The following is a 12,105-nucleotide window of genomic DNA, read 5'->3' as shown; positions in this document are numbered from 1 at the left end:
CACCACCACAAATACCACTCCCCCCCGCCGCGGCGCTGTGGGCTGGATGGGCGGGCCCCGCGAACCGGGCCGGGCCGGGCGCGGCCCCGCCCCCCCCCCCCCACTGCCGTTTTTCGAGCCGGGTTAGGCGGCCGCGACGCCGCCGGTGGCAGCGGCGGCGTTGGACGCCGCCAGGGCCGCGGCCCTGGCCTGGCCCTCGGCCTGGGTCCGCCTGGAGAAGCGGAGGGTCCAGAAGATCAGCGAGACCAGGAAGCCGTAGATCAGGACCGGGCTGACCACGACCATCGTGTCCACGGACAGCACGTAGACCAGCACCACGCGCAGCGCGGCCTCCACCAGGTACGCGACGCCCCAGACGGTGGTCATCCGCCGCATCGCCTTGCGGAAGTCGGGGTACTGCCAGAGCCCGTTGAAGTACGCCACGCCCTCCTTCGTCCCGTCGGTGCCGAACTTCCGGCCGAAGTAGAACATCAGCGGGCGGGGAGCGAAGAGGGTGGCGATGCAGAGCGCGCCGAACAGTCCCGTCACCCCCGAGTCCTTGATGAGCAGGGCGCGGGCCGAGTGCGTGCCGACCAGCGTGACGAGCGCGGTGATCACCAGGAAGACCAGGGTGACCACGGCGAACTCGTCGATCTTGCGGCGCCAGACGAGGTGGACGATGGAGTCGACCACCGGCCAGGCACCGCTGACCAGCAGCGCGGCGAAATCGCTCCAGCCCCGGTCGGTCAGCATGTTGTACGTGAGGATCGGCGCGACCACATTGAACCCGATGGTCAGGATCCAGCCGATGGCGGCGGCGGCTCCGGACCGGGCCGGTGGGCCCGACTGCGTTGCCGGTACTTCCTGAGCGGACAAAGTTCCCCCTGGAACAGACCTGATGATGTGCGGTAAGGGGAACGTAAGAACGCTGCGGGGGGTCGGCAAGGGCCCCACGCCCAAAATGATGATCAAGCTGTCCGGAGCGGCCGATTCCAGACCGAGGCCGTTAGGCGCGCAGGCCCCGGATGATCAGGGCGGTGACCGCCTCGAACTCCGTGATGATGGTCGGCGAAAGCCAGTCCGCCGCGTACTGCGGATCGTGGAAGCGGCCCGTGGCGTCGAACACCGCGCGCGCGGCGGCCGGTACGTCGGGAGCGCTGAGCGATCCCTCCGCGACCCCCTCGCCGATGATCCGGGACAGCTGCTCGATCAGCTCGGTCAGATGCCGGTCGACCACACCGCTGTTCTCGGCGAGCAGCACGATGTACGTCGCGAACAGCTCCGGGTCGTCGCCCGCCTTGTGGCGCTTGGCCTCGAACAGCGCCTCCAGCCAGGACTCCAGCTTCGAGGGGGCCGGCTCGGCCGGCGCCGAGGCGATCTCCTCCAGCATGACCACGCTCTTGGCGAGCCAGCGGTCCGTGACGGCCTCGCGCAGCGCCGCCTTCGACGGGAAGTGCCGGTACACGCTGCCGTGGCTGACGCCCAGGGCTCGCGCCACGTCGACCACGGTCGCCTTGGTGGGACCGAAGCGGCGCAGCACCTCCTCGGTGGTTTCGAGGATGCGCTCGGGGTTGAGGGGCTCGGCAGCTGCGGGGGGCATGAGTACGACCGTACAGCCGGATCAGTGCTCGCTGTCCAGGTGGGCCATCTGCGCCGCCGGATACCGCTCCCCGGCCGCGGAGCCGACCGGAACCGCATCCTCGATGGCGGCGAGGTCGGCGGGGGTCAGCTCTATCTCCAGGGCGCCCAGTGCCTCGCCGAGCCGCTCGCGGCTGCGGGCACCCACCAGTGGCACGATGTCCTCGCCGCGCGAGAGCACCCAGGCGATGGCGGTCTGCGCGACGCTGACTCCCTTCTCGTCGGCGACCTTGCGCAGGGCGTCGACCAGGTCGAGGTTCCGGTCGAGGTTGTCGCCCTGGAAGCGCGGGCTCATCCCGCGGAAGTCGCCGGGGGCCAGCGTCCGCTCGCGGCTGAAGTGCCCGCTGATCAGGCCGCGGGACAGCACCCCGTACGCCGTGATGCCTATGCCGAGCTCGCGGGCGGTCGGCAGGATCTCCGCCTCGATCCCGCGCGAGATCAGGGAGTACTCGATCTGGAGGTCGGCGATCGGAGCCACGGCGGCGGCGCGGCGCAGGGTGTCCGCGCCGACCTCGGAGAGCCCGATGTGCCGGACGTGCCCGGCCTCGACGGCCTCGGCAATGGCGCCGATGGTCTCCTCGATCGGGACGGACGGGTCCACGCGCGCGATCCGGTAGATGTCGATGTGGTCCCGGCCGAGCCGCTGGAGCGAATAGGCCAGGAAGTTCTTGACGGCCTCCGGCCGCCCGTCGTACCCGGCGAAACCGCCCTCGACGGTGCGCAACGCGCCGAACTTCACGCTGGTCAGCGCCTTCTCGCGGGCCGCGGCGGGCGCGGTGCGCAGGGCTTCGTTGATGAGGAGCTCGTTGTGCCCCATCCCGTAGAAGTCGCCGGTGTCGAGGAGCGTGACGCCGGCATCCAGGGCAGCGTGGATGGTGGCGAGGGATTCGGCCCGGTCGGCCTCCCCGTAGAGGGCGGACATCCCCATGCAGCCCAGCCCCAGCGGGAAGACGGAGGGGCCGGTGGCGCCGAGGGTGCGGTGTGCGGTCTGGGTGCTCTCGTGTGCGGTCATGGAATGAGAATGACATGACGGGTGACAGATTTCAATATCTGTCACCCGTCATGTTGATGAACCGGGCGCCCGGCCCCGGAAGCCGGTCAGGCCTCGGGGTGGTCGGGACGGTCGGGGTGGGCCAGGCGGCTGAGGAGGGTCACGGCGTCCTCGCGCGGGACGGGCCGGAAGAACTCGGCGTCGACCTGCTCGACGGCGGCGATCGCCCGCGGGGCCAGTGCGGCCCCGGCCTCGGTGACCCGCAGCCGCTTGGCGCGGGTGTCCGCGGGGTCGACCTCGCGTGCCACGAGCCCCTTCTGCTCCAGGGTCCGCACCACCTGGGAGGTCATCTTCACGTCGGTGCCGGCCTGCTTCGCCAGGGTCTGCTGGTTGGGGTGCTCGCCCTGGCCGTTGAGCCACCAGGTGCAGGCGAGCAGGACGAACTGCACGTGGGTCAGGCCCAGGGGGGCCAGGGCCGCGGTGATGCCGCGCTGCCAGCGCAGCGTGGCGTGCCAGAGCAGGAATCCGGGGCTCTCGCCGGGGGTCAGGGCCATCGGCCGGTCAGCCCTGGGCGGTGCGGACCAGCGCGGCCATGGTGTCCGGCCAGTCGCCCGTGATGGCCGGGCCGATCTGCGGGCCGGCCTCGTCGGCGCCCTCGCCGGTGATCTCCATCCGGTACACCACCCGGCTGCGGTCGGCGCCGAGCGGGTCGATCCGGTGGGTGGTCCGCAGGACCAGTCCGGCGAAGCGCGCCTCGTCGACGAACATCTCGCCTTCGACCGCCTCGGCGACGAGCAGTTCCACGGGGTCCTGGCCGGCCGGGGTCATGGTGATCTCCGCACCCGCAGCGAAGGCGCCGCGGAGCTCGATCTTCTCGATGTCGGCGTTCCAGGTGCCCCAGTTCTCGACGTCGGCCCACAGGGCCCAGATCGCCCCGGGCGCGGCGCTGGTCTCGATGCTGTGCTCGTACTTCCACATGGCGGCCTCCTCGGCATTTGTTCTGTACGCAGACTATCTCTGCGCAGAACATCTGTCCAGGAAGCCGCGCCCGTGTCGTCCGGAGGGGGTCAGGCGGCCAGTCGTAGGGCCAGGGCGGCCGCCGCGGCCAGGGTGAGGACCGCCGCCGGGGCGAGCTCGTAGTCCTTCACGCGCAGGTGGGCGATGACGGCCCCGACGAAGTAGAGCGTCACGCCGATGGCGGCCGCGATGCCCAGCGGGGTCAGCCACAGGCCCGCGACCAGGCCGATCGCGCCCGCCGCCTTGAGGCCGGCCAGGCGCGGCAGCCAGGAGTCCGGGACCTCGACCTTCTGCATGCTCGCGAGGATCGCGGGGTTGCGCCGGAGCATGAAGGTGGAGGACGCGGTGAGGGTGAGGGCGAGCAGGACGCCGACGACGGCGTAGGCGATGAACATGATGAACTCCAACGATCGGCAATGTCAGATCATTGAATAGCATCAACGATCGACGAGGCGCAACCATTTCCGGGTTGTTACGATGTGGCCATGACGGCGCCTCAGGAGTCTCCGCACCCTCCGCAGCGGCTCGGCCTGCTCCTGGCCTGGCACGGATCGGTCACCCAGACCCGGATGAAGAAGGCGCTCAGCGCCGCCGGGCTCACCCCGCGCCACGCGATGACCCTGATGCACCTGGCCGACGGTCCCGTCGGCCAGCGGGCCCTCGCCGAACGGCTGGACGTGGACCCGAGCGTGCTCGTGGGGATCCTCAACGACCTGGAGGGCGACGGCCTCGCCGAGCGCCGCCGCGACCCGGCCGACCGCCGCCGTCACAACGTCGCCATCACCGATGCCGGGGCCGTGGTGCTCGCCAGGACCAACGCCGCCCTCGACGCGGTCGAGCTCGGCCTCTTCGCGGGCCTCTCGGACCAGGACCAGGACGTCCTGCGCGGCCTGCTGGCCCGGATCGACTCGCGCGCCGAGGACTTCGACTGCGCGGAGTAGCGCGAGGAGCGGTCCGGCGTACGGCCCGGCGTACGGCGGCCAGGCGTACGGTCAGACGCGCGGCGGAGCGCCGGTCCGGGCCGGGTCGGCCCCCGGCTCCAGCGCGAGGGCCGTTCGCAGGGCCGTCCCGCGCGCCCACCGGCCGCTGGTCAGGAGGCCGACGACCAGTACGAGCAGTCCGCAGACCGTGATGATCCACCAGGCCGGCTGCGCCGCCGCCAGGAAATCGCCGGCGGATCCGGGGCCGGAGACGGACGCGGACCCGGCCCCAGCCCCGGACCCGGCCCCGGAGCCCGCCAGCCCGGCGGCCAGGACCGCGCCCACGACCGCCACGCCCAGCGTTCCGCCGGTCTGCCTGCTGGTGGAGGCCACCGCCGCGGCCACGCCCGCCTGCGCGCGGGGCATCCCGGAGACCGCCGTGTTGGTGATCGGGGCGTTCACCATCCCGAATCCGAGCCCGAAGAGCACGTACCCGAAGAACAGCAGCGGCGTCGAGCTCTCGGCGGAGAACGCGGCGAACAGCAGCCCGCTCGCGGCCATGGTCACCCCGGCGACCACCAGCGGCAGCCGCGGCCCCCGACTGCCGACCAGCCGCCCCGACACGGGAGCGCAGAGGAAGGCGAGCGCCGCCATCGGCAGCATGTACAGCCCGGCGTGCAGGGCGTCGAGGCCCCGTACGTCCTGGAGGTACAGGGTGTTCAGGAACAGGAACCCGGACAGCGCGGCGAAGGCGCTGATCGCGATCACCGTGGCCCCGCTGAAGGGGGCGCTGCGGAAGAACCGCGGGTCGATCAGCGGCTCCGCCCGCCGGGGCTCGTAGATCAGCAGCCCGGCCAGCGAGCCCACGGCCAAGGCCGCGCAGCCCAGGATCAGCGGGGAGCGCCAGCCGGCGGCCGGGGCTTCGATGATCCCGTAGGTGACCGAGCCGAGCAGCCCCATGACCAGCAGCTGTCCGACCGGATCCGGGCGGCGGGGGTGCTCGGCCCGCGACTCGGGGACGTAGCGCAGGGTCAGGGCGAGGGCGAGGAGTCCGACGGGGAGGTTGACCCAGAAGATGGACCGCCAGCCCACGGTGTCCACGAGCAGACCGCCGATCAGCGGGCCCGCGGCCATGGAGATGCCGACGACGGCGCCCCAGACGCCGATGGCGCGGGCCCGCTCGCGAGGGTCGGTGAACGTGTTGGTGATGATCGACATGGCGACGGGGTTGAGCATCGAGCCGCCGACCGCCTGGAGCATCCGGAAGACGATCAGCCAGCCCAGGCTCGGCGCGAGCGAGCAGAGCACCGATCCGGCGGTGAAGAGCACCAGCCCGACGGTGAACACCCTGCGGCGCCCGATCCGGTCCGCTGTGGAACCGGCCAGCATCAGCAGCGAGGCCAGGACCAGCGTGTACGCGTCGATCGTCCACTGCATCCCGGAGACGGAGGCGCCCAGATCGCGGCGCATCGCGGGCAGGGCCACGTTCAGCACGGTGGTGTCCAGGCTGACGATGAGCAGGCTCATGCAGCAGACGGCGAGGACGAGCAGGCGCCCCCTGGGGCTCAAGTCGCGCATGATGCCGATAGTACGCCTAACTAAAGAAATGCGAAGAGCGGCGCGGCTGCGCGACAATGGGGGGATGACCACGCTCCCCCCGCCTCTCGCGATCGGCCCGCACACCGTGCAGCCCCCGGTGGTGCTCGCGCCGATGGCAGGCATCACCAACGCCCCGTTCCGTACCCTGTGCCGCGAGTTCTCGGGCGGCAAGGGGCTGTTCGTGAGCGAGATGATCACGACCCGGGCCCTGGTCGAGCGCAACGAGAAGACCATGCAGTTGATCCACTTCGACGAGACCGAGAAGCCTCGCTCGATCCAGCTGTACGGGGTCGACCCCGTGACGGTCGGCAAGGCGGTCCGCATGATCGTCGAAGAGGACCGCGCCGACCACATCGACCTCAACTTCGGCTGCCCGGTCCCCAAGGTCACCCGCAAGGGTGGCGGCTCGGCCCTCCCGTACAAGCGCAACCTGCTGCGCGCGATCCTGCGCGAGGCCGTCGCCGGCGCCGGCGACCTCCCCGTCACGATGAAGATGCGCAAGGGCATCAACGACGAGCACCTCACCTATCTCGACGCCGGCCGGATCGCCGTCGAGGAGGGCGTCACCGCCATAGCCCTGCACGGCCGCACCACCGCCCAGCACTACGGCGGCACCGCCGACTGGGAGGCCATCGCGCGGCTCAAGGAGCACGTGCCGGAGATCCCGGTGCTCGGCAACGGCGACATCTGGTGCGCCGAGGACGCGCTGCGCATGGTCCGCGAGACCGGCTGCGACGGCGTGGTCGTGGGGCGCGGCTGCCTGGGGCGGCCGTGGCTCTTCAACGACCTGGTGGCGGCCTTCGAGGGGCGGCCCGAGGACTTCTACAAGCCCACGCTGCGGGAGGTCGGGCAGACCATGCTCCGCCACGCCGAGCTGCTGGGGGAGTGGATCGGCGACGAGGCGCGCGGGGTGATCGACTTCCGTAAGCACGTGGCCTGGTACACCAAGGGCTTCTCGGTGGGCTCGGAGATGCGGCAGAAGCTCGCCGTCACCTCCTCCCTGGCCGAACTGGACGCTCATCTGAGCGAGCTCGATCTGGACCAGCCGTGGCCCGAGAGCGCGGACGGTCCGCGCGGCCGGACGTCCGGAAACAACCGGGTTGTCCTGCCCGAGGGCTGGTTGAAGGATCCCTACGACTGTGCGGGCGTGAGCGAGGAAGCCGAACTGGACACGTCCGGAGGCTGAGAAATGGCTGGCAAAACGTGCCAGTAGCGGCGTGACATACGCCACGCATGGGTGAGGTTTCGCTCAGATGAGCGGAATGGTCACGGGTAAGACTTTCAAAGGGTGGCACTGGGTGCCACCCTTTGTTCGTTCAAGTGTTGAACGCAAATGTATCGATGATCGCTCATCCGAGCGTGAACAGGCCGCTGTGAGCCCCTCACCCTTCGGGAGGTGAAGACTCTTCGTATGTTCTGGCTACTCGCCAGTTACATTCGATCTGCTGGCGGGTGGGTGGTTACGGCCACATGACGACCAAGTGGACGTACCCATAAGCCTTCGATCTGGGTATGTTCCTGGCCGTCAGGGCAGCCACCGAGCCTCGAGGAGTCGAGACCCGTGTCGGAAAACAAAGATCAGAAGTTCGTCTACGACTTCACCGAGGGCAACCGCGACCTCAAGGACCTTCTCGGTGGCAAGGGTGCCAACCTCGCCGAGATGACCAACCTGGGTCTGCCGGTCCCTCCCGGCTTCACCATCACCACCGAGGCCTGCAAGGTCTACCTCGAGAGCGGCGAGGCCCCGGCCGAGCTGCGCGACGAGGTCGGCGTGCACCTCGCCGCCCTTGAGGCGAAGATGGGCAAGAAGCTCGGCCAGTCGGACGACCCGCTGCTGGTCTCCGTACGCTCCGGTGCCAAGTTCTCGATGCCCGGCATGATGGACACCGTCCTCAACATCGGCCTCTCCGACGCGTCCGTGACCGGCCTCGCCACCCAGGCCGGTGACGCGCGCTTCGCGTGGGACTCGTACCGCCGCCTCATCCAGATGTTCGGCAAGACCGTCCTCGGCGTGGAGGGCGAGCTCTTCGAGGACGCCCTCGACGAGGCCAAGGCCGCCAAGAAGGTCACCGTCGACACCGACCTCGACGCCGCCGACCTCAAGAAGCTGGTCACGCGCTTCAAGAAGATCGTCGCGAAGGAGGCCGGCCGCGAGTTCCCGCAGGACGCCCGCGAGCAGATGGACCTCGCCGTCGAGGCGGTCTTCAACTCCTGGAACACCGACCGCGCCAAGCTCTACCGCCGCCAGGAGCGCATCCCGAGCGACCTGGGCACCGCGGTCAACATCTGCTCCATGGTCTTCGGCAACCTCGGTCCCGACTCGGGCACCGGCGTCGCCTTCACCCGCGACCCGGCCAGCGGCCACGCGGGCGTCTACGGCGACTACCTCCAGAACGCCCAGGGCGAGGACGTGGTCGCGGGCATCCGCAACACCGTGCCGCTCGCGGACCTGGAGGCCATCGACAAGGCCTCGTACGACCAGCTCATGACGATCATGACGAAGCTGGAGACCCACTACAAGGATCTCTGCGACATCGAGTTCACCATCGAGCGCGGCCAGCTGTGGATGCTCCAGACCCGTGTCGGCAAGCGCACCGCCGGCGCCGCCTTCCGCATCGCGACCCAGCTGGTGGACCAGGGCCTGATCACCGAGGCCGAGGCGCTCCAGCGCGTCAACGGCGCGCAGCTGGCCCAGCTGATGTTCCCGCGCTTCGACGAGGACTCCAAGACCCAGCTGCTCGGCCGTGGCATCGCCGCCTCCCCGGGCGCGGCCGTCGGCAAGGCCGTCTTCGACTCGTACACGGCCGTCAAGTGGTCCCGTTCCGGCGAGAAGGTCATCCTGATCCGCCGCGAGACCAACCCCGACGACCTGGACGGCATGATCGCCGCCGAGGGCATCCTGACCTCGCGCGGCGGCAAGACCTCGCACGCCGCCGTCGTCGCCCGCGGCATGGGCAAGACCTGCGTCTGCGGCGCCGAGGACCTCGAAGTGGACACCAAGCGCCGCCGCATGACGGTCGGCGGGCAGGTCATCGAAGAGGGCGACGTCGTCTCCGTCGACGGCTCCACCGGCAAGGTGTACCTCGGTGAGGTACCCGTCGTACCGTCCCCGGTCGTCGAGTACTTCGAGGGCCGCATGCACGCCGGAGCCGACGACGCCGACGAGCTCGTCGGCGCCGTGCACCGGATCATGGCGTACGCGGACCGCGTCCGCCGGCTGCGCGTGCGCGCCAACGCCGACAACGCCGAGGACGCGCTGCGCGCCCGCCGCTTCGGGGCCCAGGGCATCGGCCTGTGCCGCACCGAGCACATGTTCCTGGGCGAGCGCCGCGAGATGGTCGAGCGCCTGATCCTCGCGGACACCGACAAGGAGCGCGAGGAGGCACTGAGTGCCCTCCTGCCGCTCCAGAAGAAGGACTTCGTCGAGCTGTTCGAGGCGATGGACGGGCTGCCCGTCACCGTCCGCCTCCTCGACCCGCCGCTGCACGAGTTCCTGCCCGACATCACCGAGCTGTCGGTCCGCGTCGCCCTCGCCGAGTCCCGCAAGGACCACAACGAGAACGACCTGCGCCTGCTCCAGGCCGTGCACAAGCTGCACGAGCAGAACCCGATGCTGGGTCTGCGCGGTGTCCGCCTCGGTCTGGTCATCCCCGGCCTGTTCGCCATGCAGGTCCGGGCGATCGCCGAGGCCGCCGCCGAGCGCAAGAACGCCAAGGGCGACCCGCGCGCCGAGATCATGGTCCCGCTCGTGGGCACGGTCCAGGAGCTGGAGATCGTCCGCGAGGAGGCCGACCGGGTCATCGCCGAGGTGGAGGCCGCCACCGGCACCCACCTCAAGCTGACCATCGGCACGATGATCGAGCTGCCGCGCGCCGCGCTGACCGCCGGCCAGATCGCCGAGGCCGCGCAGTTCTTCTCCTTCGGTACGAACGACCTGACCCAGACGGTGTGGGGCTTCTCCCGCGACGACGTCGAGGCCAGCTTCTTCACCGCGTACCTGGAGAAGGGCATCTTCGGGGTCTCCCCCTTCGAGACCATCGACCGGGACGGCGTCGGCTCGCTGGTCCGCAGCGCGGTCGAGGCCGGCCGGGCCACCCGCCCCGACCTCAAGCTCGGCGTCTGCGGAGAGCACGGCGGCGACCCCGAGTCCGTCCACTTCTTCCACGAGGTCGGCCTGGACTACGTCTCCTGCTCGCCGTTCCGGATTCCGGTCGCGCGCCTGGAGGCCGGCCGCGCCGCCGCCGAGGCGAAGGGCAGCGACAGCCGCTGACCGCCCCCAGACCCTCTTGTGAGGGTCCTCTGGACTGCGCCTGCCCCCGGGATCCCTGACACCCGGCGGCAGGCGCGCCTATTTCCCGGCCGTTCCGGGCCGGGCCCGGCCGGTCAATATTGGTTCAATGTTGTTCCACATGCCTTTAACGGCAGCAGGCGGTGGACGGATCCCCACCCGTCCACCGCCTGCCGCCAATCCGCCGGACACGTCGGCGCTTCCCGGTGCGACCGACCGCCAGGCCCCGCAAAGCCCCCCACGGCCTTCGCGGAGCGTTTCGGTCGCGCCGGAGTGTGCCCGGCGGAGTACAGGATTTCGGTTGTCACGCCCCCGCCGAAAGGGGTTTCAACTGTGGCTGAAAGGCCATGGTGACCACGTGTGACGGCGTGCATACTCATGGGGCGGGGGGATTGCGGTTGCACAGGTGGGGGTTCGGTGCTGCGTATCCATTTCACTGGAGTGGACCTCGCTCGCGTAAGGATGGCAGGTCGTCCCGATGCGTTGTGGGAAACGATTCTGAGTTTTCACCGTTTAAGAGACCGGCGAGATACCCGGCTCTTCGGTGAATGGCGTACGGAAACCCGGAGCAGGTTGAATGGTGAAACACGACTGCTGGGCGCGCTGATACCGAGCCGCGGCTATTTCCCCGATTTCCTGACCCCCGTGGAGGGTCAGTACGGATGGGACGTGGGCCTCGACGCCCTGCGCGGGATACGCCCCGAGCGGATGCGCCGGGAGCTCGCCATCCTGGGCCGGGGCACGGGAGCGGGCTCCGGCATGGCCGCGGCCTTCGGCATGCCCGCGGCGGCGGGCCACGGCGCGCGCTCAGGGGCGGGCGCCGGGCCCGGCTGGGGCTCGGCCGCGGGTATGGGCGGTACGGGCGGTACGAGCGCGGGTGCGGACGCCGACGCCCCCGTCCCGCGCCGGCTGCGGGACTTCATGGAGGGTGCCACCGCGCACCTGCCCCGGCTGCTGGGCGAACTGCGCGGCTACCACCGGGCGGCCGTGGAGCCCTACTGGACCCACATCCAGGCCCAGATCGAAGCCGAGCGGGCCGCCCGCGGCCGGGCGCTGCTCGACGGCGGAGCGGACGAGCTGCTCGCCTCGCTGCCGTCCATGCTGCGCTGGCGGGCTCCGGTCCTGGAGTGCGACTACCCCGTGGACCGTGACGTACGGCTACGGGGGCGCGGGCTGCTGCTCCAGCCGTCCTTCTTCTGCCGGCGCACGGCGGTGACCCTGCACGACCCGGAGCTGCCGCCGGTGCTGGTCTACCCGGCCGCGGCCCAGCTGGCTTCGTCCCAGCCCGGCGGGGAGGCGGCCCGCCCGGCGGAGGAGCAGCGCCGCTACCGCCAGCTCACCCTGGGCAAGCTCGTCGGGCACACCCGCTCGGTGGTCCTCCAGGCCATCGGCGACGGAGCCACCACCAGCGAGCTGGCCCGCCGTGCCGGGGTCTCGCTGGCCTCCGCGAGCCAGCACGCCGGGGTGATGCGGGAGGCCGGCCTGGTGACCACCCTGCGCCGGGGCAACGCCGTCCTGCACACGGTCACGCCGCTCGGGGCGGCGCTCCTCAAGGGGGCGTGAGCGCCGCATAGGGCGAGTACTCCAGGGGAAGTACTCCAGGGCAAGTGATCGAACGCTCGCCCCGGCTATCGAATTCATGTGCGTTGAATTCCGAGCGCCGGGGCGTGCTT

Annotated in this window: 11 protein-coding genes; 4 read left to right on the top strand and 7 right to left on the bottom strand. The window is 70.5% G+C overall.

Translation table 11 applies throughout. The features are described from left to right. Positions 1–123: 123 nt before the first annotated feature. The 6 genes from ACFXDJ_RS22815 to ACFXDJ_RS22790 all read right to left on the bottom strand — a co-directional run bounded on the left by ACFXDJ_RS22815 (position 124) and on the right by ACFXDJ_RS22790 (position 4,020). Positions 124–855, bottom strand: coding sequence for a VC0807 family protein (locus ACFXDJ_RS22815; RefSeq protein ID WP_384850137.1), 732 nt, complete (start codon positions 853–855; stop codon positions 124–126). Positions 856–985: 130 nt separating this feature from the next. After that, a complete protein-coding gene (locus tag ACFXDJ_RS22810) occupies positions 986–1,579 on the bottom strand; it encodes a TetR family transcriptional regulator (RefSeq protein ID WP_384660955.1) in 594 nt (197 codons plus the stop codon). Between the two features lie 21 nt (positions 1,580–1,600). Further along, the gene (locus tag ACFXDJ_RS22805) at positions 1,601–2,629 is read right to left on the bottom strand and encodes an aldo/keto reductase (RefSeq protein WP_384660957.1); all 1,029 of its coding nucleotides are present in this window, start codon (positions 2,627–2,629) and stop codon (positions 1,601–1,603) included. Between the two features lie 86 nt (positions 2,630–2,715). Next, a complete protein-coding gene (locus ACFXDJ_RS22800) occupies positions 2,716–3,162 on the bottom strand; it encodes a MarR family winged helix-turn-helix transcriptional regulator (protein ID WP_384850134.1) in 447 nt (148 codons plus the stop codon). A gap of 7 nt (positions 3,163–3,169) precedes the next feature. Next, positions 3,170–3,586, bottom strand: a complete 417-nt coding sequence (locus tag ACFXDJ_RS22795; RefSeq protein WP_384660961.1) for an SRPBCC family protein — start codon at positions 3,584–3,586, stop codon at positions 3,170–3,172. Between the two features lie 89 nt (positions 3,587–3,675). Continuing rightward, complete coding sequence (locus ACFXDJ_RS22790; protein WP_384660964.1) at positions 3,676–4,020, bottom strand: DoxX family protein; 345 nt, start codon at positions 4,018–4,020, stop codon at positions 3,676–3,678. 90 nt (positions 4,021–4,110) lie between these two features. Between ACFXDJ_RS22790 and ACFXDJ_RS22785 the strand changes: the two genes are divergently transcribed. Further along, entirely contained in the window at positions 4,111–4,566 is a 456-nt protein-coding gene (locus tag ACFXDJ_RS22785) for a MarR family winged helix-turn-helix transcriptional regulator (RefSeq protein WP_384660967.1), read from the top strand. A 51-nt stretch (positions 4,567–4,617) separates the two neighbouring features. On the opposite strand, the gene ACFXDJ_RS22780 is transcribed toward ACFXDJ_RS22785, so the two are convergent. After that, positions 4,618–6,123 carry a DHA2 family efflux MFS transporter permease subunit gene (locus tag ACFXDJ_RS22780; RefSeq protein WP_384660969.1) on the bottom strand — a complete coding sequence of 502 codons (1,506 nt, stop codon included), beginning with the start codon at positions 6,121–6,123 and terminating at the stop codon, positions 4,618–4,620. Positions 6,124–6,187: 64 nt separating this feature from the next. Between ACFXDJ_RS22780 and dusB the strand changes: the two genes are divergently transcribed. From dusB to ACFXDJ_RS22765, 3 genes are all read left to right on the top strand, one after another. Further along, positions 6,188–7,330, top strand: coding sequence for a tRNA dihydrouridine synthase DusB (dusB, locus tag ACFXDJ_RS22775; protein WP_384850130.1), 1,143 nt, complete (start codon positions 6,188–6,190; stop codon positions 7,328–7,330). A gap of 375 nt (positions 7,331–7,705) precedes the next feature. Further along, positions 7,706–10,414, top strand: a complete 2,709-nt coding sequence (gene ppdK / locus ACFXDJ_RS22770; protein ID WP_384850127.1) for a pyruvate, phosphate dikinase — start codon at positions 7,706–7,708, stop codon at positions 10,412–10,414. A 435-nt stretch (positions 10,415–10,849) separates the two neighbouring features. Beyond that, positions 10,850–11,995, top strand: coding sequence for a helix-turn-helix domain-containing protein (locus ACFXDJ_RS22765; protein ID WP_384850124.1), 1,146 nt, complete (start codon positions 10,850–10,852; stop codon positions 11,993–11,995). The last annotated feature ends 110 nt before the right edge of the window (positions 11,996–12,105 follow it).

Origin of the sequence: Streptomyces sp. NPDC059443 (assembly GCF_042750105.1) — a bacterium.
Taxonomy (GTDB): Bacteria; Actinomycetota; Actinomycetes; order Streptomycetales; family Streptomycetaceae; genus Streptomyces.
Note: the sequence above shows the minus strand (reverse complement) of the source record. Positions and strands in the feature narration are given on the sequence as shown.